A 23,606-nucleotide genomic window follows, 5' to 3' on the forward strand; every position below is an offset into this window, starting at 1 on the left:
CCGACCGAAGAGAGGAACAACCCCACATGGCACACGAGGAACTCACCGTGGCGGTCCTGGGCCCCGGCGGCACCGGCGGCCTGCTCGCCGGGCTCCTGGCCCGAGCCGGACACCGGGTGATCTGCCTGGCCGGCGAGGACACCGCCGCGACCCTGCGCACGGCCGGAATCCAGGTCCGCAGCGGTACGTTCGGCGACTTCACGGCCTCCGTCGAGGCGGACACCGAGCTGCGCGAACCGGTCGACGCGTGCGTGATCGCGGTCAAGCACACCTCCCTCGACGCCGCCCTCGACCGCGTCCCGCCCGCGGCCCTCGGCGACGGCCTGGTCGTACCGCTCCTGAACGGCGTCGAACACCCGGCGACCCTGCGCGCCCGCTACCGCCCGGACCGCGTCGCCCCGGCCGTCATCCGCGTCGAGTCGACCCGGGTGGCCCCGGGGGTGATCGAACACGGCAGCCCGTTCGCCGAGGTCGACCTGACCGGCGACGGCGTGCCCCGCGAGCGCCTCGACGCGCTGGCCGAGGCCCTGACGGCGGCCGGCCCGACCACCCGGGTCCTGGACGACGAGTCGGCGGCCCTGTGGGCGAAGATGTCCTTCCTGGCACCCCTCGCCCTCCTGACGACCCGCTACGGCCTCCCGCTGGGTGACGTACGCACGCGCCACCGCGAGGAGCTGACGACCCTCGTGGAGGAGACGGCCGCGGTCAGCTCCGCCGTCACCGGCGGCCCGGCCGACCCCGCCCAGGCACTCGCCCGCTACGACGGCTTCCCGCCGCAGACCAGGTCGTCGATGCAGCGCGACGCGGAGGCGAGCCGCCCGCTCGAACTGGACGCGATCGGCGGGGCGTTGCTGCGCGCGGCCGAGCGGCACGGCGTGAAGACACCGGTGGCGGCCCGTCTGGTACGGGAGTTGGGGGACGCCGGCCACTGACGGAACGGGCGCGCGGCGACCGGGTGTCTCAGGGAGCCCGGTCGCCGTCGCCCGCCAGGTCCACCCGCCAGTCGTTCGACGTGATCCAGTGCCCCTTCGGGTACTCGAAGTCGACCTGCCCCAGCAGCATGAACCCGGCCCGGCGGCACACGGAGTTCGACGCCAGGTGCTCCACGCTCGGGAACGCGTGCAGATACCGGTGCCGCCCCTCTGCCCGCGCGGCCTCCACGACGGCCCGGGCGGCGAGCGCCGCGAGCCCCCGCCCCTGGAACTCGGGCAGCACCCCCCACCCGGTCTCCCACACCGTGCCGTCCCGCCACTCCCGCTCCCAGAAGCCCACCGACCCGACGGTCTCACCGCCGTCGGCCAGCGTGACCCGGTACATCTGACCCGTCGCCAGCTCGACATACCGCCGATGCCGTCCGGCGAGCTTCTCCTCGCTCTCGGGGCCGCCCAAGTGCTCGGTCATCTCGGGACTGTTGTTTCTCTCCAGCAGCCAGAAGTCGCCCTCCGCCCAGGGCACCAGCCGCACACCTTCCGCCTTCTCCGCATCCATGCCCCCACGGTAGGCGCCGGGTCTGACAATCCCCGGGCGTCGGGACGGGGGCCGGTTTGCCGAACCGGCAACAAGCCTCGCGGCGGTCGGCGGTACGGCACAGGATCGCCGTAGAGCCGTAGGAGCCGTAGACCCCTCGGAGGACGACGCATGCCGCACCCGTACCGACTCACGGACGTCATCCACCGCCTCGTCCCCGGCCCCGCGGGCCGGATCCACCTCGTGGAGCAGGGCAGCGGGCCCCTGGTGCTGCTGGTGCACGGGTTCCCGGAGTCCTGGTACTCGTGGCGGCACCAGTTGCCGGTGCTGGCCGCGGCCGGGTACCGCGCGGTGGCCGTCGACGTGCGCGGGTACGGGCGTTCCTCACGGCCGGAGGCGGTGGAGGCGTACCGGATGCGTGAACTCGTGGCGGACAACGTCGCCGTGGTGGAGGCGCTGGGGGCGCACTCCGCGGTGGTCGTCGGACACGACTGGGGCGCGACGATCGCCGCGCACTCCGCCCTGCTGAGGCCCGACGTGTTCCACGCGGTCGGCCTGCTGAGCGTGCCGTACACCCCGCCGGGCGGCCCGAGGCCGAGCGAGGTCTTCGCCCAACTGGGCGGCGGGGAGGAGGAGTTCTACGTCTCCTACCTCCAGGAGCCCGGCCGGGCCGAGCGCGAGATCGAACCGGACGTACGGGGCTGGCTCGCCGGTTTCTACGCCGCCCTGTCGGCCGACACCATGACGGGTGGACCGGATCCCCACTTCGTGAGCCAGGGAGGTCGATTGCGCGACCGCTTCCCGTCAGCCGGTCCCTTGCCGGCCTGGCTCGGCGAGGACGAACTCGACGTCTACACAGGCGAGTTCGAGCGCACGGGCCTCAGCGGCGCCCTGAACCGCTACCGCGCCATGGACCACGACTGGAAGGACCTCGCCGACCTGGCCGGTGCGCCGGTCACCCAGCCGTCCCTGTTCCTCGGCGGATCCCTGGACGCCTCCACCACCTGGCTGGCCGACGCGATCGACGCCTTCCCGGCCACCCTGCCCGGCCTGCACGCCGCGCACCTCCTCGAAGGCTGCGGCCACTGGATCCAGCAGGAACGCCCCGAGGAGGTCGGCCGCCACCTCCTCGACTGGCTGGAAACGCTGAGCCCGGTGGCGCGGCGATGAGTTTCGGAGGTGTGCTGGGTCTGTGTGCACAGGACCCCCTCCGAACTCCCAGGAGATGTGATGAGCACCGTGGTGATGCACAACGTCGTGTCCGTGGACGGCTTCATCGCCGACGCTGACGACCAGGTCGGCCCGCTGTTCGACTGGTACTCCAACGGCGACGTCGAGCTCGGCGCGGCCGGCGCCAAGGTCTCGAAGGCCTCGGCCGAGTACGTCAGGCCGATGTCGGCGGGCATCGGGACGTTGGTGGTCGGGCGCCACGTCTTCGACATCACCAACGGCTGGGAGGGGTCACCGCCGGCGGGCGAGCACGTGGTCGTGGTGTCGCACCGGCCCAGGCCCGAGGGATGGCACCCCGAGGCGCCGTACCACTTCGTCGACGGCGTGGCGGAGGCGATCGCCAAGGCGAAGGAGCTCGCGGGAGAGCGCACGGTCGGTGTGGCGGCCGGCGAGGTCGGCGGGCAGGCCTTCGCCCTCGGCCTGGTGGACGAGGTGGCGATGGACGTCGTACCGGTGGTCTTCGGCTCGGGCAAGCGGTACTTCGGATCGGTCGACGCTCACCACCTGCTGGAGAACCCGCACCGGGTGATCCAGGGCGACCGGGTGCTGCACCTGCTCTTCCGGGCCCGCCGGGTAGCAGGCGGCCGCACCCCTCACGGGACTCGAACACATGAACCCCCCAAAGAGACTCGCACCCCTAAATCGAACAGGCGTAGCATTGCCGCGTGGCTACGACCCATGACTTTCCGAGTGACCTCCTGACCGGTCAGGAGGAGCTGCACCAGGTCCGGTCCGAGCTGTCGGCCCTGCTCAAGCGGCTCCCCTGGTCGGTCGCACCCCTGGACGGATTCAGCGACTCCGGTGGCTGGCGCAAGGTGGAACGCCCCGCCTCCCCCGGCTGGACGGCCGACGAACAGGCCGAGGTGGAGAAGCTCCGCCAGCGCGAACACGAACTCGCGGTCTTTGTCAGCTGCCACCGCTTCTGGACGGAGGTCACGGCACCGGAGCGGGTGGACGCCCGCATGAAGCTGAAGCACGCACACGAGGCGTGACACAAGAAGACCCCGGCCGCGATCGGCCGGGGTCCTCTCCTGATGTGGGCGCGGACGGTTTCGAACCGCCGACATCCTGCTTGTAAGGCAGGCGCTCTACCCCTGAGCTACGCACCCGAGACGAGTCGACAGCCTACCTTGCCAGTGACGGTGCCCCGCAAACGCGTATCGGGGGTTATCCCCACCCCGAATCCGGGAGTGCCCCGGATCCCCCTGCAGACCCCGGCTCCGTACGGTCAGAGAGTCTTCACAATCCGTCTCAGGGGGAGATCCTCATGGCCCGTACCGTCACCGCCCGCGCAGCCCTCGCCGCCGGGGCCGTCGTGGTTCTCGTCGGGGGCGCCAGCGCCTGTGGCGCCTCCGCCGGGGACGACAAGCATCCCGATCAGCGGTCCTTCGCTCTTGAGGGCCGCACGCTCACCGTCGACTCGGACGACTCGGCGCTGGAGATCGTCGCCGCGGACTCGAACAAGGCGGGTCAGGTCGAGGTGACCCGCTGGTTCCAGGGGTCGGTCGCCATCGGTTCGGATCCCAAGGTGACCTGGTCGATGAAGGACGACCGGCTGGTGCTGCGGATGAAGTGCACCGGCGTGGTCGCCGACTGCGCGGTCAAGCACCGGATCGAGGTGCCCCGGGATGTCGCCGTGAAGGTCGAGGACGGGGACGGGAGTGTGCGGGCGCGCGGGTTCGAGCAGGCGCTGAGCATTCGTACGGGGGACGGTTCCGTCCGGGTCACCGACTCCAGCGGGCCGCTGGAGCTGCGCACCGGCGACGGGTCGATGCGCGCGGAGGTCAGCTCGCGCCAGGTCAGCGCGCGGACCGGGGACGGCTCGGTCCACCTCGAGCTGGGCGCCGTACCGGACCGGGTGGAGACCCGCAGCGGCGACGGCTCCGTGACGATCTCACTGCCCGAGGCCACGTACCGGGTGACGACGAAGACGGGGGACGGCGGGGTGGACGTGTCCGTGCCCCGGGACGACTCCAGCTCCCACGTCGTGTCCGCCCAGAGCGGAGACGGCAAAGTCACGGTCCGAACCGCGAACTGACCGGCCCGTGTGTTCGTCCTTAACCGGTGGGAGAATGACACCGGGCCGGATGAAGCACAGCACGGGAGAGGGATGTGACGGCGACACCTTCGCAGTCGGACTCGCCGTTGGTGCCGCGCGCACGCCTCCAGGTGCTCGGGGATGCCCTCACACTGATCGCACTGCCGCTCGTCGCCGCCCTCGCGCTGCCCGCCGCGTTCGCCGGCGGCGGCACCCGGCGCTGGTTCGGCGGGCGGTCGGAGAGCCAGCGGGCCGAGGCGCAGGCCGCGAAGGACGCCGCCGCGGCCGCGTTCTACGAGCTGGACACCGCCCAGCGGGATCTGCGGATCTCGATAGAGACCATCACGGCCGTCGACGCCTCCCCCGACGCCCGCCAGGCGGTCGCCGGCTTCGAGGCGATCAGCAGGCGGATCGACGAGGCCAGCCATCGGTACATCGAGGCCGTCGACGCCCATGACCTCGACCGGGACGGCCTGGAGGCCTCGGTCGCCGCACACGCGCGTACCGAGCTGACCAAGGCCAAGGACGAGCTTGCCAACGTCAAGCGGGAGCTGGACCGCTTCGGCGACAGCCTCGGCCCGCTGCTCGGCAAGGCCGAGACCCAGCTCGCCCGGCTGGCCCCCGCGGTGGAGCGCGCCCGGCAGGGGCTGCTCGCGGCCTCCAACGCCCTGGACGCCGTACGGCAGTCGGGGCTGAAGGCGGACGACCTGGCCGCCCGACTCGCCGCCCTCGGGCCCGAGCTGACCAAGCTGAACCAGGGCGCCGGCGCGCACGGCGTCCCGCAGACCCTGGAGCGCGCCGAGCGTGTGGCACGGGAGGCCGAAGCCGTCCGGGTGGAGTCCGAGCGGCTGCCGGAGCGGGCCGCCGAGATCGACCACCGGCTCGTCTCCCTGCGCACCCGCGCCCAGGCGCTCACCACCCGCGCGGGTCAGGTCGAGCCGGTGCTGAGCGAGCTGCGGCGGCGGTTCACGGCCGCGTGCTGGCAGGACCTGCAGCATGTGCCGGACCAGGCCGAGCAGAACGTGGCGCAGGCCGAGCAGAAGCTGCGGGAGGCGCGGGCCGCGCGCGACGAGCAGCGCTGGCCGGACGCGACCTCGCTGCTGTCGACGGTACGGGCCCTGCTGAACAGCACCGACGAGTCCGTCTCGGCCGCCGGTGACCGGCTGCGCCGGCTGAACGCCGTACAGAAGGATCCGCAGCAGGAGATCGACCGCACCCGCTTCGCCATCCGGGACGCGCAGCGCCTCGCCATGGCCGGGCGCAACACCCCCGACCCCCGGCACGCCCGCCCGCTGGACGACGCGGTGACCCGGCTGGAGCGGGCGATCGGCACGCTGGAGGGCCGGCACCCGGACTACTGGCATTTCCTGACCGAGACGGAAGCGGTACGGCAGTCGGTGGCGCGGGTGGTCACGCAGATCCGGGACGAGCGCGGGGCCGGGCACTAGACGGCGCTACGGCAGCGGGCTCTACGGCAGAAGGCTCTACGACGATCCAGGGCCGCCGGTTAACCTGTGCGCATGCCTCGCTACGAGTACCGCTGCCGGACCTGCGGCGACACCTTCGAACTGAGCCGTCCGATGGCGGAGTCCTCCGCCCCCGCCGACTGCCCAGCGGGCCACGACGACACGGTGAAGCTGCTGTCGACGGTGGCCGTGGGCGGCTCGGCCTCCGCACCCGCCCCGGCGCCGCAGTCCGGTGGTGGCGGCTGCTGCGGCGGGGGCTGCTGCGGCTGACGCCCCGAGGGACCTTTTCCTCTGACCTCGAGGGCCCTTGTCCTCAGGAAACCTTCAGGTGCGGTTTTCTAGCCTGGACGGCATGTCAGCCATCGAGTGGGTCGACGGGCTCATGGACACGCTGGGCGCGCCCGGCGCCGGTGTCGCCATCGCCCTGGAGAATCTCTTCCCGCCCCTGCCGAGCGAGGCGATCCTGCCGCTCGCGGGCTTCGCGGCGAGCGCCGGCCGGATGAGCCTGCTCGCCGTCCTGCTGTGGACGACGGCGGGTTCGGTGGTCGGCGCCCTCGCGCTCTACGGCGTCGGCGCGCTGCTCGGCCGGGACCGCACGGTGGCGATCGCGGCCCGGCTGCCGCTGGTGAAGGTCTCGGACATCGAGCGGACCGAGGCCTGGTTCCGGCGGCACGGCACCAAGGCGGTGTTCCTCGGCCGGATGATCCCGATCTTCCGCAGCCTCGTCTCGGTGCCGGCCGGCGTCGAGCGCATGCCCCTGCCGGTGTTCCTCGGCCTGACCACGCTGGGCAGTGCGCTCTGGAACACCGCGTTCGTGTTCGCGGGGTACGCGCTCGGCGAGAACTGGCCCGAGGTCACGCGGCTCGTGTCCGCGTACTCGACAGTGGTCCTGGTGGCGGCCGCCGTGACGGTCGTGGCGTTCTTCGGCCTACGACTGTCACGGCGGCCGGGGGCCGACACCGCTCCCTGACGGACGGCTCAGGCCGTGGCTCCCTGGGCGGTGGTCCGCAGGAACTCCCGCAGGATCCGCTCCCCCGCCAGCACGCCCCGCTCCGGCAGTGCGCTGATGGCCGGTGCCGTCCAGCCCTCGTCGGCCAGCTCGCCGTGTCCCGGGCGCCAGCCCTTGTCGGCGGCCAGCAGCAGGTCGGCGTCGAGCAGGGAGTCTCCGGCGGCCAGTGTCAACGAGGCGCCCGTGCGGCGGGCCACCTCACGCATGGCCGCGCTCTTGGTGAGCGGCTTCGGGACGGCGTAGATCTTGCGGCCCTGGAGCGAGACCGTCCAGCCCCGGTTCTCCGCCCAGACCGCGAGCTCCTTGACCCAGTCCTCGGGCAGCAGTTCGCGCTCGACGACCAGGTAGGCGAAGAGGTCCTCGGCGACCCGGTGCTTGCGCACCCACACCGGGTCGGCCGTCTCCATCAGGTACTCGCGCACCTCGTCCAGCGGCGCGCACTCCTCGGCCAGCCGTGCCGTCACCTGCGCGTGCCAGTCGAGGTCGGTCACGCCGTCGACCAGCAGGTGGCCGCCGTTCGCGCAGATCGCGTAGGTCGGTTCGGGGCCGGGCAGGTTGATGCGCTGGTACTGCTTGCGGGTGCGGGTCGTCGTCGGCACGAAGACCGCCGCGTCGCCGAGCTCCGTGAGCAGGGCGGCCGACGTCTCCGTCATGTACGACAGCGGCTTGCTTTCGTGCACCTCGACGCAGAGCAGCCGGGGCGCCCGCGCGTCCGGCATGGTCAGCGCCAGGGCCGCGGCGGAGTAGATGAGCGTACGGTCGAGGTCGCTCGCCACCAGCACCGGCATCAGACCGTCACCGCCTTGCCGTCGGCGCCGGTGGCGCCCCGCGTGTACTTGGGGTGGATCAACCCCACGCAGGTGTACGGGAGTTCGGCGACCTCTTCCACCGGGACACCTCTCTGTTCGGCGAGCAGGCGTACGTGGTCCAGGTCGGCCCCCGCTCGGGCCCGCGCAAGGATCTTCCAGGGCACCCGGCGCAGCAGCACCCGGGTGGTCTCGCCGACGCCGGGCTTGACGAGGTTCACGTCGTGGATGCCGTACTCCTCGCTGATGCGCTCGACGGCCGCCCAGCCCTCCCAGGTGGGCTCCCGATCGCCGGACAGCAGTTCCTTCGCCGTCGCGTCGACCGCGTCCACGACCTCCGGGTAGCGGGCGGCGACCGCGTCGAGGAAGTCCACCGAGACGTCGGCGCCGGCGAGTTCGCGGTAGAACTTCGCGCCGTGGAAGTCGTGCGGGCCGACGAGGTCGGAGCGCAGGACGGTGCGCGAAATGAGGCCCGAGACCGTCGAGTTGAGGCACGCGGACGGTATGAGGAAGTCCTCGCGGGTGCCGTACGTCCGCACGCACGAGCCCGGGTCGGCGAGCACCGCGATCTCCGGGTCGAAGCCGGTGATGCCGTCGGAGACCTCGAACTCCTTGATGGCGTCGGCGAGTTCGCGGGTGATCGCGCCCTTGCCGGTCCAGCCGTCGACGAAGACGACGTCGGCCGGGTCGTGGTGGGCGGCCAGATAGCGCAGGGCGTTGGCGTCGATGCCGCGGCCGCGGACGATCGAGACGGCGTAGTGCGGCAGGTCGAGGCCGTGCCGGAACTGGGCCCAGCGTCGCATCAGGACGCCGACGGGGGTGCCGGCGCGGGCGAGGGAGACGAGCACGGGCCTCGGTGAACGCTCGGCGAGCACGAGCTCGGTGACCGCGCCGACCGCCTGCGCGAGGCGGGAGGCCGACTCCTCCAGCGCGGTGTGGAACAGCGCCTGGTACTGCTCGCTCGGCTGGTACTCCACCGGCAGCGACTCCGCGTAGTGCGCGCCGCCGCTCTGGATGGCCTCCTCGCGCTCCTCGGTCGGCGCCTCCAGCGTCACGTCCGAGAGGTCCTGCAGCAGCCAGCCGACCTCCTCGGGGGCGTACGAGGAGAAGGCGGGGCCGCGGAGGGGCTCGGGCAGCATGGCGGGCCTTTCGGGGACGTACAGCGGCTCGGGGACGTACGACGGGACGACCGCGAGCAGGACGTGCGGGGTGTGCGCGGCGAGCTGGGCCAGCAGGCCGTCCGGCGCGTGCAGTGCGGGGGTGTCGGCGGCCGAGTCGACGACGGCGATCACGGCGTCGAAGCCGGCGCCTGCGACGTTGTAGGCGTAGCGCTCGCCGGGGCCGTCGGCGGGGTCGTCGTGCGCCGGGAAGACCATGCGGCTGCGTATCGCGTAGCCGGGGTCGTCGACCGCGAGGACGGGTGAGCGGGTGGTGGTGGAGTAACGCACCTCGGCGTCGGCGACCTGCTCGAGTTCGCGGGCGAGCCTGAGGGGCGCGTACATCAGCTCCTCGAAGCCGAGGACGTGCACGCGGTGCGCATCTTCCGGGAGTGCCTCTGCGAGCCTTGCCGCCATCGCGGGCAGGGCGCCTTCGAGGCGGGTGCGGTGGTGGGGGGTGAAGCCGTGCCTTCCGCCGTCGGGGAGGCCGCGAGGCCAGCGCAGTTCAACTCGCTTGACGTTGTGCGGTGGCTGCGGGCCGGTGGGGGCTGGTCGCGCAGTTCCCCGCGCCCCTAGGTGGGTCGACTCGAACCTTGCCACCAGGGCCTGGCCCTTCTCCAGTACCCCCTCGGGCAGTCGTACGGTGCCCGACGCCGCTGCCACCAGGTCCACCCTCGCGCCGATCTCCCGCGCGAAGTCGTCCAACCGGCCTGCGTCCGCGGGCGAGCGCATGTCGACCAGGGCCACCACTACGTACCGGCGCCGCGGATAGCGCTCGTGAAGATCCCGGATCGTGTTCAGGACAGTGTTGCCCGTGGAGAACTCGTCGTCGACGAGGACCAGGGGGCCGTCGCCGACCAGCAGGGCCGGGTCCTCCGGGAGGAGGAGGTGGGAGGTGGCGTGGGAGTGGGACTCCTCGAAGCCGCCCGCCGGGGCGATGCCGGGGACGGGGCGGCGGGTGGAGTGGAGGTAAGGGGCGAGGCCCACGCCGTCGGCGACGGAGTGGCCGAGGCCGGTGGCGGTCTCCGCGTACCCGAGGACGACCGCCGTACGGGCCTCCTCGGCGCCGAGGAGGTCACGGACGCGGCGGCCGAGCGCGAACCCGTGGCCGTACACGACGGACGGCGACTGCGGCACGTGCTTGCCCAGCACGTTCGACACGAGCAGATGCGCCCGCTTGGGGTTGCGGCGCAGCGCGAGCCCCAGCAGGTCGGTCAGCCGGTCGTCGCCGACGAGTTCGACACCGAGCCGCTCGGCGACCCAGGTGCCGGACCAGACTCCGTCCGGCACCCCGTTGTTCACTGCCTTGTTCATACGTCCCTTGGTGTTCAGCGGTAATCAGCCGGGAAGTCCGGCGGCGAGCAGCTCCACGAAGCCGATGTCCTCGTTCGCCACCCCGAAGACCTCGGCGCGCAGCATGGTGCGCTCGGCCCAGGCGCGGTGCGGCTTCACCTCGTTCATCTTGTTCGTGTACTGCGACCGCAGCACACCTCCACCGTCGCGCTCGGGCCGCAGAATGTCCTGCGCATCACTGAACTCCTCGTGACTGACCACCGACAGCGCGTGTACGGGCAGGACGTGGGAGGGGTGGATGCAGGTCTTGCCGAGCAGGCCGTTGGCCTGGTCGAGGGAGATCTCGCGCAGCAGGCCGTCCATGGCGTGCTCGATGAGCGCCTCGCGCAGCTCCTCGGCCTGGCCCTCCAGGAAGGGGCTGCGGCGCAGCTGCGGCTTGAACATGCGCTCCTGGACGCGGAAGTACTCCCAGACCGGCCCGGTCACCGTGAACCCGGTGCCGTCGGCCCGCCCCAGCATGTTCACCACGTCGGCGATCACGGAGGCGACGATCTGGACGTCCCAGGCGGTCATGTCGGGGGCCCGGCGCAGGCCGTACGAGGAGCAGAAGTCGGTCACGCCGAGGCGGATCGCGAGCACCCGGTCGCGGTACTTGTCGACCGCGCGGGCGATGCCCTCCAGGGTCTCCACCCGCGACTCGCGGTACATCAGCTCGGGCGACTCCAGCACCGGCATGGCGAACAGGCGACGGCCGCTCGCGCTCTCGGCGCTGGTCAAGGCCTCCAGGAAGGGGATGCCGCGCTCCTCGGTGAACTTCGGGAGCACGAATCCGGACAGCAGCCGGACGGCGGGACCGAGGCGCCGTACTAGATCGGGGATCTGTTCGGGGGCACGGACGCGGATGAACAGCAGCGGCAGATCCGCCTGCGGCCCGCGTCCGGCGAGGTCCGTGAACTGGCGGACGAGGTTCTCCTCGCCCTCCGGGACGTCCTCGTCACCGATCGAGTCTTCCAGGCACAGCACCATCGAGACCACGCCGAGTCCGGCCTGCTTGAGGATGTCGTCGGCCAGCCGGGGCCGCGTGGCCGGGCTGTAGAGCGTGGCACCCAGGGCCACGGAGAGCAGCCGGGACGAGGAGTCCGCGGTGAACTCGCAGGGCTCCTGGTGGAAGAGGCGCTGACGCACCTCAGGGGCGATGTGCCCGAAATGACGCATATGACTCCCCCGTGGCAGCTGTGTCATCTGTGAACCCTTCACAGGTGGCCGGTAATAGTACGTACAAACCCATGTCAGAGGTTCCCACCGGGCATGAACTTCAGGTAACTCGGCCATGTCGACGTCAATTCGAAACAGCCGGGGATCCGGCACCCCCACGTTGTCGTGATCAGGACGGAGAGGGCAGGATGACCGCATGACGCACGCGATGCTGAAAGGGTCGAACGTCCCGCTGGAGGCCACCACGGTGCGCGCCGTGCTGCGCTGGGCGCCCGGGCAGGGGGTCCCGGTCGTGGACGCCTCGGCACTGCTCCTCGGCCCCGACGGTCGTGTGCGCTCCGACGAGGACTTCGTCTTCTACAACCAACCCCGGCACCCCTCCGGGAAGGTCTGGCTACTCGGCAAGAAGCGGGACACCGAAGGCCCCACCGACACGATCCAGACAGATCTCACCGGTGTCGAGCCCGACGTCAGCCAGATTCTGCTGGTCGCTTCGGCGGACGACGACACCTTCGACCGCGTGACGGGGCTGCGCATCCTGCTGTACGACGCGGCCGTCGCGGGCGGCGAACCACTGTTCCACTTCGACATCAAGCCGGAGACCGGCGAGGAGACCGCGCTGATCTGCGGCGAGCTGTACCGGCGCGGGGACAGCTGGAAGTTCCGTGCCCTGGGCGAGGGCTATTCGAACGGGCTGAAGGGCCTCGCGACCGACTTCGGCATCTCGGTGGACGAGTCGGAGGCGGCCCAGGCCGTACCCGAGGTCTCCCAGCCCCTGCCCCCGGAACAGCCCACGGCAGGCGTACCGGCCCAGCCCGCGTACGGCTTCCCCCAGCCGGCCACCCAGCCCGCCTACGGCTACCCGCAGCCGGCGACCCAGACTCCGGCTGCGGCGGCGACAGCAGGTGCACCGTCGGGCTACGGCTATCCGCCCCCGGTGGCCGCGGTACCGGCCACGTCCACGGAGTTCCGCCTGCCACCCCAAGGGCCACAGTTCATCGGGCGCTAGGGGAAGCGCCCCAGGGGCGCGGGGCCGTATCGATGTGCGGCTCCGCCGCGTGGACGCGACAAGCCGGACACGACCCGCAGCCGCCGTCTCGGCGAACACCCCGAGCTGTCGGGCGAAGGGCCGAGACTCGGCGTCAGCGTCCCGCCCCCGCCTTGTAGCCCCGTCCCCACTGCAGTCCCCACCCGTACAACCGATCCAGCTCCGCCTGGAACCCGTACACGAACTGCACCTCGCGCCGGACGATCAACTCGCCCTTGACGTTCTCGATCATGACGACCGCGCAGGAGCGGGCCTGCGGGTGGCGTTCGTCGAGGCCTATCTCGATGCGCGGCCCGTTGCTCGGGTACAGCGTCACGATCGCGTGCGTGCGGTCGAACGCCGGCGTCTGGTCGTAGATGTACACGAAGACCAGGAGCCGCTTGATCGCGTCCCGGTGGTCGAGGTTGACGTAGATCGTCTCGCCGGACGCCGACCCGAACCGGTCGTCCCCGCTGAGCTTCACGTACGGCGCCGCGTTGACGTCGCCGAAGTAGCTGCCGAGCGGCTGTACGACGCCCTTGGAGCCGTCCTGGAGCTCGTACAGGCAGCCCAGGTCGAGGTCGACGTTGACCATGCTCTGGCTGTGGCCGAGCACCTCCGGCGGCTTGAGCGCCTTGAAGGGGTGCCGCAGCAGACTGTCGCGCTGCGAGCCGCCGAAGTCGGACGTCCGCATCCGCCAGTTCAGGTTGATGCGCAGATGCCCGGTGGCCGCGCCCTGCTTGGTGAGCGAGACCCGGTCGTGCCGTTTGGTCAGCCGAATCGAGTTGGTGGCGGCACTGCCCGAGTCGAACTCGGCCTCGCGCCCACGCCGGAGTCCGTCGAAGAAACCCATTACCGCCCCCACGTTCGTCAAAGACCGGCGGGGCGGCCGAAGGACACGTCCCTGACGGCCGCCCCGCACAGAGCGTTCCTCACCCGGACCCGGTTCACACGCGCGGCGACACGCACCCGCGGCAAAAGAAAGCCTGTGTCACATCCCCAGCCGGGCGGCGTGCGCCCGGGTGAGCATGTGACACAGGCTCTGAGCCGCAGGTGCGCCCCCGGAGGCGAACCGAGCCGTGCTACAGCCCCGCCGAGACCTCAGTCTTCTCGTCAGAGCCCGTCGCTTTTCCCTCGGCCTCCGCCAGGCGCTTGTTGCGGCGCACGGAGGACCAGAAGGACCAGCCGATCAGGAGCACACCGACCCCACCGGTGATGAGCTCGCTGATCTCGTACTGGATGGTGACCAGAAGGATCACGGCGAGGGCGCCGATCGCGTAGTGCGCGCCGTGCTCCAGGTAGACGTAGTCGTCGAGGGTGCCCTGGCGGACGAGGTACACGGTCAGGGACCGGACGTACATCGCGCCGATGCCCAGACCCAGCGCCATCAGGACGATGTCGTTGGTGATGGCGAACGCACCGATCACACCGTCGAAGGAGAAGGACGCGTCCAGGACCTCGAGGTAGAGGAACATGAAGAACGCGGCCTTGCCGGCCATGACGACCGCCGAGCGGGGCTTGCCCTGTCGTTCGGCGGCTTCCTCCGCCTCGTGCTCGCGTTCCTCCTCCTCTTCGAGCCTGTCCTCGAAGTAGCCGGAGAGACCACCGACGATCATGTAGGTGATGAGGCCCGCGACACCGGAGATGAGGACCGTCTCCGCCTTGTCGACGTGTGTGCCGCCGTGCTGGTGGGCGTGGGTCGCAAAGGTCATCGCGGAGATCATCAGCACGATCAGGGCGATGCAGACCGACAGCATGTCGATCTTGCCGAGCTTGGCCAGCGGCCGCTCCAGCCAGGCGAGCCACTTGATGTCGCGGTCCTCGAAGATGAAGTCGAGGAAGATCATCAGCAGGAACATGCCACCGAAGGCGGCGATCGACGGGTGGGCGTCCGTCACCAGCTGCTGGTAACGGTCCTTGTCGGTGAGGGCGAGGTCGACGGCCTCGATCGGGCCCATCGAGGCGCTGACCGCCACGATGACGACGGGGAACACCAGTCGCATGCCGAAGACGGCGATGAGGACGCCGATGGTGAGGAAGATCTTCTGCCAGAAGGCACTCATCTTCTTCAGGATTCCGGCGTTGACCACTGCGTTGTCGAAGGACAGCGAGATCTCGAGGACGGAGAGGATCGCCACGATACCGAAGCCGGTCCACCCCCCGTAGAAGACCGCCGCGACGAGGCCGAGCGCGGTGACCGCGAACGACCAGCCGAAGGTTTTCAGAACCACTGGCTACCCAATCCTGTAAGTACGGGTCTCTGCCGCGCCGTACTCGGCTTTACGAAACGTTGACTCCGAAGTCTAGAGCGATGCCGCGCAGGCCCGACGCGTACCCCTGCCCAACGGCCCTGAACTTCCATTCGCCCTGGTACCGGTAGACCTCGCCGAAGATCATCGCAGTCTCGGTGGAGGCGTCCTCGCTGAGGTCGTAGCGGGCGAGTTCCTGGCCGTCGGCCTGGTTGGCCACGCGGATGAAGGCGTTGCTGACCTGGCCGAAGGTCTGGCCGCGCTCGTCGGCCATATGGATGGAGACCGGGAAGACGATCTTGTCGACGTCGGCGGGCACCTTGGAGAGGTCGATCAGCAGCGACTCGTCGTCGCCCTCGCCCTCACCGGTGAGGTTGTCGCCGGTGTGCTCGACCGAGCCGTCCGGGCTCTTGAGCTGGTTGTAGAAGACGAACCACTCATCCCCCAGCACCCGGCCGTTGTTGCACATCAGTGCGCTGGCGTCGAGGTCGAAGGGCGCGCCGGTGGTGGAGCGCGCGTCCCAGCCGAGCCCGACCAACACCTGGGTGAGGTTGGGTGCGGCTTTGGACAGGGAGACATTGCCTCCCTTGGCGAGCGTGACGCCCATGATGCTTGTCCTCCCCGAGACGGTGCTGCTTCTCTGCTTGTCCTGCACTTCCCCAGAGGGGACCCCCAGGCGCCGCACGCAGACGGTGCGGCGCCGGAGGACGAGACGCGCCGACTCAGACGTTGACGCCGAAGTCCTGGGCGATGCCGCGCAGGCCCGAGGCGTAGCCCTGGCCGATGGCGCGGAACTTCCACTCCGCGCCGTTGCGGTAGAGCTCGCCGAAGACCATGGCGGTCTCGGTGGAGGCGTCCTCGGAGAGGTCGTACCGGGCGATCTCGGCGCCGCCGGCCTGGTTCACGACGCGGATGAACGCGTTGCGCACCTGACCGAAGGACTGCTGACGGTTCTCGGCGTCGTAGATCGACACCGGGAAGACGATCTTGTCGACGTCGGCCGGGACGCCCGCGAGGTTGACCTTGACCTGCTCGTCGTCGCCCTCCCCCTCACCGGTGATGTTGTCGCCGGTGTGCTCGACCGAGCCGTCGGCGCTCTTGAGGTTGTTGAAGAAGACGAAGTTCGCATCACTGGCGACCTTGCCGGCCGAGTTCACCAGCAGGGCGCTGGCATCCAGGTCGAAGTCGGTGCCGGTCGTGGTGCGGACGTCCCACCCGAGACCGACGATGACCGCGGTCAGGCCAGGCGCCTCCTTGCTCAGTGATACGTTGCCGCCCTTACTGAGGCTGACTCCCACGAGTCCTCCATTGGTGTCCAGGGGCGGGGAGCCCCGCCGTGCGTTCGATGTCGGATCAACGAGTCGATCCTAGTGACGGGTTCCCGACCCCCGCAGTCCCTGGACCCGATGAATCACAGGGTGTCGAGCGCCTTGACGTACTCGTTCAGGTCACGGGCGTCCGGCAGGGCGTTGACGACGGTCCAGCGCACGACGCCCTCCTTGTCGATGACGAAGGTGCCGCGCACCGCGCAGCCCTTGTCCTCGGCGAAGACGCCGTACGCGCGGCTGACCTCGCCGTGCGGCCAGAAGTCGCTGAGCAGCGGGTAGTCCAGGCCCTCCTGCTCGGCGAAGACGCGCAGGGTGTGGATGGAGTCGTTCGACACGGCGAGCAGCTGTGTGTCGCGGTCGGAGAACTGCGGCAGATGGTCACGCAGCTCGCACAGCTCGCCCGTGCACACGCCCGTGAAGGCGAAGGGGTAGAAGAGCAGCACCACGTTCTTGCTGCCGCGGAAGTCGGACAGCTTCACGGTCTTGCCGTGGTTGTCCTTGAGCTCGAAGTCGGGGGCCTTGTCGCCGACCTGGATCGCCATCGCTGCAGATGTCCCTTCGGTGGGGCTGTTCGGGTGAGACCCACCCTACGCAGCGATCACCACACGACAACGGACGGGCTGGCCGTGCCAGCCCGTCCGGGGTGCGAGGGGTACTACTGGTTACTACTTCTTGGACTTGGCCGCCTTGGGCGTCACCAGCCGGCTGCCACTCCAGTCCTTGCCGACACTGACGGACTTGGACGCGGACAGCCCTGCCGTGGTCGCGGCTTCAGAGATGTCGCTCGGCTCCACGTAGCCGTCCCGGCCGGTCTTCGGGGTCAGCAGCAGGATCGAACCGCCCTCTTCGATGTACGTGATGGCATCCACCAGTACGTCGGTCAGGTCGCCGTCCTCGTCGCGGAACCACAGCACAACGGCGTCGGCGACGTCGTCGTAGTCCTCGTCCACAAGGTCGCTGCCGATTACTTCCTCGATGGCCTCGCGGAGTTCCTGGTCTACGTCGTCGTCGTAGCCGATCTCCTGGACCACCTGCTCGGGCTGGAACCCCAGCCTGACGGCAGGGCTAGTCCGCTCCTCCGCGTGGTCCGCGGTCGCGCTCACGGGTTGCCTCCTGATCATGTTTCGGATGGGGGTCCCCCCGAACCCGTTCAGGGTTTGGGGGAGTCTCAGCCACGCGCGTGCGCGCAGCGTTGGCCGTAGTCCACACGGGCGGGGCGGATCGCGCAAGTACCCGGCCGTTCAGACCGCCGAAACGGTGACGTTCCCGGCCGTGTCGCCGCAACTTACGGCACACCGTTCCGACCCGAGGTGACGTAGCCCACACCTTTCTGCCCTGTTTGTGTGTTTGGGAACCGCCCGAGAGTACAAGGCCCTGGTTACCCCACAGTAGAGATGACGTTTGGCGCCCCTAGGTACACGATGGGGGACGGTGCAGGCATACCGAACGCCCCCTTGAAAATCACCAGCAAAACAGCCCTCTGACAGGTAAGGAACAGCGTGGCTTCCGGATCCGATCGCAACCCGATCATCATTGGCGGCCTTCCGAGTCAGGTTCCTGACTTCGACCCCGAGGAAACCCAGGAGTGGCTCGACTCCCTCGACGCCGCCGTGGACGAGCGCGGCCGGGAACGGGCCCGCTATCTGATGCTGCGACTGATCGAGCGGGCCCGCGAGAAGCGCGTGGCCGTGCCCGAGATGCGCAGCACGGACTACGTCAACACGATCCCGACCAAGGCCGAGCCGTTCTTCCCGGGCAACGAGGAGATCGAGCGGAAGGTCCTGAACGCGACCCGCTGGAACGCCGCGGTGATGGTCTCGCGCGCCCAGCGGCCCGGGATCGGCGTCGGCGGCCACATCGCCACCTTCGCCTCCTCCGCGTCGCTCTACGACGTCGGCTTCAACCACTTCTTCCGCGGCAAGGACGAGGGCGACGGCGGCGACCAGGTCTTCTTCCAGGGGCACGCCTCACCGGGCATCTACGCACGCGCGTTCCTGCTGGACCGGCTCAGCGAGCAGAACCTGGACGCCTTCCGCCAGGAGAAGTCGAAGGCGCCGCACGGGCTGTCCTCGTACCCCCACCCGCGGCTGATGCCGGACTTCTGGGAGTTTCCGACCGTGTCGATGGGCCTCGGCCCGATCGGCGCGATCTACCAGGCGCGGATGAACCGCTACATGCACGCGCGCGAGATCGCCGACACCTCGAAGTCGCACGTGTGGGCCTTCCTCGGCGACGGCGAGATGGACGAGCCGGAGTCGCTCGGCCAGCTGACCATCGCCGCGCGCGAGGGCCTGGACAACCTGACCTTCGTCGTCAACTGCAACCTGCAGCGCCTGGACGGGCCGGTGCGCGGCAACGGCAAGGTCATCCAGGAGCTGGAGTCGGTCTTCCGGGGCGCCGGCTGGAACGTCATCAAGCTGGTCTGGGACCGCTCCTGGGACCCGCTGCTCGCCCAGGACCGCGACGGCGTGCTGGTCAACCGGATGAACACGACGCCGGACGGCCAGTACCAGACGTACGCGACCGAGTCCGGCGCCTACATCCGCGAGCACTTCTTCGGCGACGACCAGCGGCTGCGCGCGATGGTCGAGGGCATGACCGACGACCAGATCCTGCACCTGGGCCGCGGCGGTCACGACCACCGGAAGATCTACGCGGCGTTCAAGGCGGCCAAGGAACACAAGGGCCAGCCGACGGTCATCCTCGCGAAGACCATCAAGGGCTGGACGCTGGGCCCCAACTTCGAGGGCCGCAACGCCACGCACCAGATGAAGAAGCTGACGGTCGCCGACCTCAAGGGCTTCCGCGACCGGCTGCACCTGCCGATCTCCGACAAGGAGCTGGAGTCGGGCGCGCCGCCCTACTACCACCCGGGCCGGGACTCGGAGGAGATCCAGTACATGCACGACCGCCGCAACTCGCTCGGCGGTTACGTCCCGACGCGTGTCGTGCGCGCCGAGCCGCTCGCGCTGCCGGACGAGAAGACGTACGCGAGTGTGAAGAAGGGCTCCGGCCAGCAGTCGATCGCCACCACCATGGCCTTCGTACGACTGCTCAAGGACCTCATGCGGGACAAGGAGCTCGGCAAGCGATTCGTGCTGATCGCGCCGGACGAGTACCGCACCTTCGGCATGGACTCGTTCTTCCCGAGCGCGAAGATCTACAACCCGCTCGGCCAGCAGTACGAGTCCGTGGACCGCGATCTGCTCCTCGCCTACAAGGAGTCGCCGACCGGGCAGATGCTGCACGACGGCATCTCGGAGGCGGGCTGCACGGCCTCGCTGATCGCGGCCGGTTCGGCGTACGCGACGCACGGCGAGCCGCTCATCCCGGTCTACGTCTTCTACTCGATGTTCGGTTTCCAGCGCACCGGCGACCAGTTCTGGCAGATGGCCGACCAGTTGGCGCGCGGTTTCGTGCTGGGTGCGACCGCCGGACGTACGACGCTGACCGGTGAAGGCCTGCAGCACGCGGACGGCCACTCGCAGCTGCTCGCCTCGACGAACCCGGGCTGTGTCGCCTACGACCCGGCGTACGGCTTCGAGATCGCGCACATCGTGCAGGACGGTCTGCGCCGGATGTACGGCCCGGACAGCGAGAACGTCTTCTACTACCTCACCGTCTACAACGAGCCGATCCAGCACCCGGCCGAGCCGGAGAGCGTGGACGTCGAGGGCATCCTCAAGGGCATCCACCGCTACAGCGCGGGCACTTCGGGGTCGATCCCGGCGCAGATTATGGCGTCCGGTGTCGCGGTTCCGTGGGCGATCGAAGCGCAGAAGATCCTCGCCGAGGAGTGGAACGTCAAGGCCGACGTCTGGTCGGCGACCTCCTGGAACGAGCTGCGGCGCGACGCGATCGACGTCGAGCGGCACAACCTGCTGCACCCCGAGGAGGAGCAGCGCGTGCCGTACGTGACGCGGAAGCTGACGGGTGCGCAGGGCCCGTTCGTGGCCGTGTCCGACTGGATGCGGGCGGTGCCGGACCAGATCGCGCGCTGGGTGCCGGGGAGCTACCAGTCGCTGGGCGCCGACGGGTTCGGGTTCGCGGACACCCGGGGTGCGGCGCGGCGGTTCTTCCACATCGACGCGCAGTCGATCGTGGTGGGCGTGCTGACCGAGCTGGCGAAGGAAGGGAAGGTGGACCGGTCCGCGCTGAAGCAGGCGATCGACCGGTACCAGCTGCTCGACGTGTCCGCGGCCGACCCGGGTGCTGCCGGAGGCGATGCGTAACCACCAGGACGGCTTGAAGGGCGGTGGGGCTACGGCTCCACCGCCCTCACCGTTTCTTTACGATGCGGCCATGAAGCAACAATCGGCGCAGGCGCGTTGGGAACACCTGACCCAACGGCCCCTGATGGCGCTCGCGGTGCTGTTCGCCGTCGCCTATGCCGTGCCGATCGTGGACGACACGGCCGGCCGGTCGTTGACGACCGTGTGCACGGCGATCGAGTGGGCGGTGTGGGGCGCGTTCGCCGTCGACTACCTGGTGCGGTTGTCGCTCTCGCGGGACCGCCGACGGTTCGTACGACAGCACTGGCTCGACCTGTGCGCGGTGGTGCTGCCGCTGATCCAGCCGCTGCGCCTGCTGCGGCTCGTCGCCACGCTGCTGCTGGTGCAGCGGCGGGCACGGATGGCCTCGCAGATCCGGCTGACGACGTATGTCGCGGGGGCCGTGGTCGGGCTGCTGATGTTCGGGTCGCTGGCCGTGCTCTCGGTGGAGCGGGACTCACCGAACGGGAACATCCGCACGCTGGGTGACGCGGTGTGGTGGTCGTTCACGACGATGACGACCGTGGGGTACGGCGACCACGCGCCGACCACCGGCCTCGGGCGGATGATCGCGGTGGGGCTGATGCTGTCCGGCATCGCGCTGCTCGGTGTCGTCACCGCGAACATCGCGGCGTGGTTCATCGCGCGGTTCGAGAAGGACGACGTGGAGGAGCGGCGGCAGACGGAGGCGATCGTGGCGCTGACCGAGGAGGTGCGGGCGCTGCGGGCTCAAGTGGCGGCGTTGCAGGAGGAGTCGGTCAGACACTGAGGCGGGCCCCCGGCGCCTCCACCGGGGGCCCTTCCCTCACTCCCCCCGGCTCAGAGCAGTCCGTTGCCCGGGGTCGCCGCTCCGGCCAGCCAGATGACGGCCAGGAGCGTGTCTATGGCGCCCAGCACGAGGGCGACCAGGGCCGTCACCGGGCGGGAGCCCGTCCAGCGGCGGCCCAATCCGAGCCAGCCGCAGACGATCGCCACGGGGCCGAGGATGATCCCCAGCACGAAGAAGCCCGCGATCGCGCAGATGACTCCGATGATTCCGAGCGTCGCGCGATCCGGCCCGGTCCGTGACCCCGTCCGGCCACGTGAGCGGGGGTACCTGCGCGTTCCACGTGCGAAGCCCGCCATCATCAACTCCCGAAACCCCTCGGTTGGTTGGGTTCGGTGGGACGAGTACCCCCGGTACGGTCCCCAATCCTCCGGACTTGCGGCGCGCCGCCCCCCTCCGGCAGCGCGCCGCAGCACCGGTCGCCCTCTTCGTCGTACGAGATCCCCGAACTTGCCGGGGGAACATGCCGTACCGGAGGGCTTCACCAACTGTGACGTGCGGCGCGTGCCGGGTGCGAGGAATCTTTAGCGTCTTCACCCTGATAGGCGAAGTCGCCTGAAATCCCGTCAGTTGTGGCCTGCGGAACTCCCGTCAGATGTGGCCGACGCCCGCGCCCGCCTCCGCGTTCTCGCCGCGCTTGGTGAGCAGGGCGACGAGGACCGCGATGCCGGCCACCGCGGCGGCGACCAGGGACGCCAGGCTCATGCCGGAGATGAAGGTGTCGTGCGCGACGTCCGTGATCTTCGCGACGACCGCCTCCGGGGTGCCCTTGGCGACCGGTGCGACACCGACCTGAACGGCCTCGGAGGCCTGGTCCAACTGGGTCGGGGTGAGCTCCGGGAGGCCCGCGGACTTCCAGTTGCCGGCGAGGTCGCTGTCGACCTTGGAGGCCATCACGGCGCCGAGGACGGCGGTGCCGAGGCTGCCGCCGATCTGCATCGCGGCCTGCTGGAGACCGCCGGCGACGCCGGACAGCTCCATGGGCGCGTTGCCGACGATGACCTCGGTGGCGCCGACCATCACCGGGGCGAGGCCGAGGCCCAGCAGGGCGAACCAGAGGGACATGAGGCCGCTGCCCGTGTCCGTCTCCAGCGTGGACATGCCGAACATGGCGACGGCGACGGCCGCCATGCCGCCGGCCAGCGGAACGCGCGGGCCCAGCTTGGTGATCATCGCGCCCGCGAGCGGGGAGCCGACGATCATCATCCCGGTGAGCGGGAGCAGGTGCATGCCGGCGTCGATCGGGCTCATACCGTGGACGTTCTGCAGATAGAACGTCACGAAGAACAGGCCGCCCATGAAGGCGATGGCCATCAGGACCATCAGGACCACGCCCGCGGAGAGGGGGACGGAGCGGAACAGCGCCAGCGGGATCAGCGGCTCCTTGACCTTCGTCTCCCAGAAGGCGAAGAGCGCGAAGCCCAGGACCGACGCGGCGATGAAGGTCCACGTCTGTCCGTCGGTCCAGCCCCACTCCGGTGCCTTGATGAGGGCCCAGACCAGGCAGAACATCGCGGCCGACAGCAGGGCGATGCCCAGGATGTCGAAGGAGCGCGGGGCGTTCTCGGCACGGTGGTCGAGGAGGATCAGGACGCCCAGGACGAGGGCGAGGACGCCGACCGGCACGTTGATGAAAAACACCGACTGCCAGTTGACGTGCTCGACCAGGACACCGCCGAGGATCGGGCCGCCCGCGGTGGAGGCACCGATCACCATGCCCCAGATACCGATGGCCATGTTGAGCTTCTCGGCCGGGAAGGTCGCGCGCAGCAGACCGAGCGCGGCCGGCATCAGCAGGGCGCCGAACAGGCCCTGGAGGACACGGAAGGTGACGACCATCGCGATGCTGTCGGACAGCCCGATGACACCGGAGGCGGCCGCGAAGCCGACGACACCTATCAGGAAGGTCTGGCGGTGGCCGAAGCGGTCACCGAGCTTGCCCGCGGTGATCAGGGAGACCGCGAGGGCCAGGAAGTAGCCGTTGGTGATCCACTGGACCTGGGCGAAGGTGGCGCCGAGGTCCTTCTGGATGGCCGGGTTGGCGATGGCGACGATGGTGCCGTCGAGGGCCACCATCATGACCCCGACCGCCACGGTGATGAGAGTGAACCAGGGATGGCCGCGCAGCCCGGAGGCCGGTGACCGGTCGGACGGGGCGGATACCGCGTCGTCCCCCGGCCCCGTCTTGTCGAGCGTGGTCTGACTAGTCATGCCATCGAGGCTA

Annotated in this window: 22 protein-coding genes, 1 tRNA gene and 1 pseudogene; 11 read left to right on the plus strand and 13 right to left on the minus strand. The window is 69.9% G+C overall.

Annotated features, from left to right (window positions below; all coding sequences use genetic code 11):
* The first annotated feature begins 26 nt into the window (after nucleotides 1-26).
* A complete protein-coding gene (locus tag IG08_RS0109740; RefSeq protein ID WP_030598904.1) occupies nucleotides 27-932 on the plus strand; it encodes a ketopantoate reductase family protein in 906 nt (301 codons plus the stop codon).
* Nucleotides 933-960: 28 nt separating this feature from the next.
* Here IG08_RS0109740 and IG08_RS0109745 read toward each other — a convergent pair whose 3' ends face one another.
* A complete protein-coding gene (locus tag IG08_RS0109745; RefSeq protein ID WP_030598907.1) occupies nucleotides 961-1,488 on the minus strand; it encodes a GNAT family N-acetyltransferase in 528 nt (175 codons plus the stop codon).
* A gap of 150 nt (nucleotides 1,489-1,638) precedes the next feature.
* Between IG08_RS0109745 and IG08_RS0109750 the strand changes: the two genes are divergently transcribed.
* The 3 genes and pseudogenes from IG08_RS0109750 (at nucleotide 1,639) to IG08_RS0109760 (ending at nucleotide 3,689) form a co-directional block, all read left to right on the plus strand.
* Nucleotides 1,639-2,637: an alpha/beta fold hydrolase gene (locus IG08_RS0109750; RefSeq protein ID WP_030598909.1), complete on the plus strand. Its 999-nt coding sequence runs from the start codon at nucleotides 1,639-1,641 to the stop codon at nucleotides 2,635-2,637.
* A 60-nt stretch (nucleotides 2,638-2,697) separates the two neighbouring features.
* A pseudogene (locus IG08_RS0109755) lies at nucleotides 2,698-3,270 on the plus strand (dihydrofolate reductase family protein); the annotation flags it as partial.
* A 92-nt stretch (nucleotides 3,271-3,362) separates the two neighbouring features.
* Nucleotides 3,363-3,689 carry a hypothetical protein gene (locus IG08_RS0109760; protein ID WP_030598915.1) on the plus strand — a complete coding sequence of 109 codons (327 nt, stop codon included), beginning with the start codon at nucleotides 3,363-3,365 and terminating at the stop codon, nucleotides 3,687-3,689.
* A 45-nt stretch (nucleotides 3,690-3,734) separates the two neighbouring features.
* On the opposite strand, the gene IG08_RS0109765 is transcribed toward IG08_RS0109760, so the two are convergent.
* Nucleotides 3,735-3,806: transfer RNA gene (locus IG08_RS0109765), tRNA-Val, on the minus strand.
* A 158-nt stretch (nucleotides 3,807-3,964) separates the two neighbouring features.
* On the opposite strand from IG08_RS0109765, the gene IG08_RS0109770 reads away from it, so the two are divergent.
* From IG08_RS0109770 to IG08_RS0109785, 4 genes are all read left to right on the plus strand, one after another.
* Nucleotides 3,965-4,735: a DUF4097 family beta strand repeat-containing protein gene (locus tag IG08_RS0109770; RefSeq protein ID WP_030598916.1), complete on the plus strand. Its 771-nt coding sequence runs from the start codon at nucleotides 3,965-3,967 to the stop codon at nucleotides 4,733-4,735.
* A gap of 74 nt (nucleotides 4,736-4,809) precedes the next feature.
* A complete protein-coding gene (locus IG08_RS0109775; protein WP_030598918.1) occupies nucleotides 4,810-6,183 on the plus strand; it encodes a hypothetical protein in 1,374 nt (457 codons plus the stop codon).
* A 72-nt stretch (nucleotides 6,184-6,255) separates the two neighbouring features.
* Entirely contained in the window at nucleotides 6,256-6,471 is a 216-nt protein-coding gene (locus IG08_RS0109780; RefSeq protein WP_030598921.1) for an FmdB family zinc ribbon protein, read from the plus strand.
* A gap of 82 nt (nucleotides 6,472-6,553) precedes the next feature.
* Nucleotides 6,554-7,171: a DedA family protein gene (locus IG08_RS0109785; RefSeq protein WP_030598932.1), complete on the plus strand. Its 618-nt coding sequence runs from the start codon at nucleotides 6,554-6,556 to the stop codon at nucleotides 7,169-7,171.
* 8 nt (nucleotides 7,172-7,179) lie between these two features.
* On the opposite strand, the gene IG08_RS0109790 is transcribed toward IG08_RS0109785, so the two are convergent.
* From IG08_RS0109790 to IG08_RS0109800, 3 genes are read right to left on the minus strand one after another with little or no spacing between them, the layout of a single operon-like run.
* Nucleotides 7,180-7,998, minus strand: coding sequence for an HAD family hydrolase (locus IG08_RS0109790; RefSeq protein ID WP_030598933.1), 819 nt, complete (start codon nucleotides 7,996-7,998; stop codon nucleotides 7,180-7,182).
* Entirely contained in the window at nucleotides 7,998-10,487 is a 2,490-nt protein-coding gene (locus IG08_RS0109795) for a phosphoribosyltransferase (protein ID WP_030598936.1), read from the minus strand. Before IG08_RS0109795 ends, IG08_RS0109790 begins: the two co-directional genes overlap by 1 nt.
* 24 nt (nucleotides 10,488-10,511) lie before the next feature.
* The gene (locus tag IG08_RS0109800) at nucleotides 10,512-11,681 is read right to left on the minus strand and encodes an HpcH/HpaI aldolase/citrate lyase family protein (protein WP_030598938.1); all 1,170 of its coding nucleotides are present in this window, start codon (nucleotides 11,679-11,681) and stop codon (nucleotides 10,512-10,514) included.
* A gap of 196 nt (nucleotides 11,682-11,877) precedes the next feature.
* On the opposite strand from IG08_RS0109800, the gene IG08_RS0109805 reads away from it, so the two are divergent.
* Nucleotides 11,878-12,690 (plus strand): TerD family protein, encoded by an 813-nt coding sequence (locus tag IG08_RS0109805; RefSeq protein WP_030598940.1) that lies wholly within the window; start codon nucleotides 11,878-11,880, stop codon nucleotides 12,688-12,690.
* 133 nt (nucleotides 12,691-12,823) lie between these two features.
* Here IG08_RS0109805 and IG08_RS0109810 read toward each other — a convergent pair whose 3' ends face one another.
* The 6 genes from IG08_RS0109810 to IG08_RS0109835 all read right to left on the minus strand — a co-directional run bounded on the left by IG08_RS0109810 (nucleotide 12,824) and on the right by IG08_RS0109835 (nucleotide 17,388).
* Nucleotides 12,824-13,561 carry a TerD family protein gene (locus IG08_RS0109810; RefSeq protein ID WP_030598941.1) on the minus strand — a complete coding sequence of 246 codons (738 nt, stop codon included), beginning with the start codon at nucleotides 13,559-13,561 and terminating at the stop codon, nucleotides 12,824-12,826.
* Between the two features lie 229 nt (nucleotides 13,562-13,790).
* Nucleotides 13,791-14,939: a DUF475 domain-containing protein gene (locus IG08_RS0109815; RefSeq protein WP_030598942.1), complete on the minus strand. Its 1,149-nt coding sequence runs from the start codon at nucleotides 14,937-14,939 to the stop codon at nucleotides 13,791-13,793.
* A 49-nt stretch (nucleotides 14,940-14,988) separates the two neighbouring features.
* The gene (locus IG08_RS0109820) at nucleotides 14,989-15,564 is read right to left on the minus strand and encodes a TerD family protein (RefSeq protein WP_030598944.1); all 576 of its coding nucleotides are present in this window, start codon (nucleotides 15,562-15,564) and stop codon (nucleotides 14,989-14,991) included.
* Nucleotides 15,565-15,679: 115 nt separating this feature from the next.
* Nucleotides 15,680-16,255 carry a TerD family protein gene (locus IG08_RS0109825; protein ID WP_030598945.1) on the minus strand — a complete coding sequence of 192 codons (576 nt, stop codon included), beginning with the start codon at nucleotides 16,253-16,255 and terminating at the stop codon, nucleotides 15,680-15,682.
* 113 nt (nucleotides 16,256-16,368) lie between these two features.
* Entirely contained in the window at nucleotides 16,369-16,827 is a 459-nt protein-coding gene (locus IG08_RS0109830; RefSeq protein ID WP_030598948.1) for a peroxiredoxin, read from the minus strand.
* 123 nt (nucleotides 16,828-16,950) lie between these two features.
* Nucleotides 16,951-17,388, minus strand: coding sequence for a DUF3052 domain-containing protein (locus IG08_RS0109835; RefSeq protein ID WP_030598950.1), 438 nt, complete (start codon nucleotides 17,386-17,388; stop codon nucleotides 16,951-16,953).
* A 396-nt stretch (nucleotides 17,389-17,784) separates the two neighbouring features.
* Between IG08_RS0109835 and aceE the strand changes: the two genes are divergently transcribed.
* Both aceE and IG08_RS0109845 read left to right on the plus strand, forming a co-directional pair.
* Nucleotides 17,785-20,517 (plus strand): pyruvate dehydrogenase (acetyl-transferring), homodimeric type, encoded by a 2,733-nt coding sequence (aceE, locus tag IG08_RS0109840; RefSeq protein WP_030598952.1) that lies wholly within the window; start codon nucleotides 17,785-17,787, stop codon nucleotides 20,515-20,517.
* Between the two features lie 70 nt (nucleotides 20,518-20,587).
* On the plus strand, nucleotides 20,588-21,325 hold the full coding sequence (locus tag IG08_RS0109845; protein WP_030598953.1) for a potassium channel family protein: 738 nt from the start codon (nucleotides 20,588-20,590) through the stop codon (nucleotides 21,323-21,325).
* 50 nt (nucleotides 21,326-21,375) lie between these two features.
* Here the strand turns inward: IG08_RS0109845 and IG08_RS0109850 are convergent, their stop codons facing one another.
* Both IG08_RS0109850 and IG08_RS0109855 read right to left on the minus strand, forming a co-directional pair.
* On the minus strand, nucleotides 21,376-21,684 hold the full coding sequence (locus IG08_RS0109850; protein ID WP_030598956.1) for a hypothetical protein: 309 nt from the start codon (nucleotides 21,682-21,684) through the stop codon (nucleotides 21,376-21,378).
* Between the two features lie 289 nt (nucleotides 21,685-21,973).
* Nucleotides 21,974-23,593 (minus strand): MFS transporter, encoded by a 1,620-nt coding sequence (locus IG08_RS0109855; RefSeq protein ID WP_030598959.1) that lies wholly within the window; start codon nucleotides 23,591-23,593, stop codon nucleotides 21,974-21,976.
* Between the last annotated feature and the right edge of the window lie 13 nt (nucleotides 23,594-23,606).

The organism is Streptomyces fulvoviolaceus, assembly GCF_000718165.1.
Classification (GTDB): domain Bacteria; phylum Actinomycetota; class Actinomycetes; order Streptomycetales; family Streptomycetaceae; genus Streptomyces; species Streptomyces fulvoviolaceus.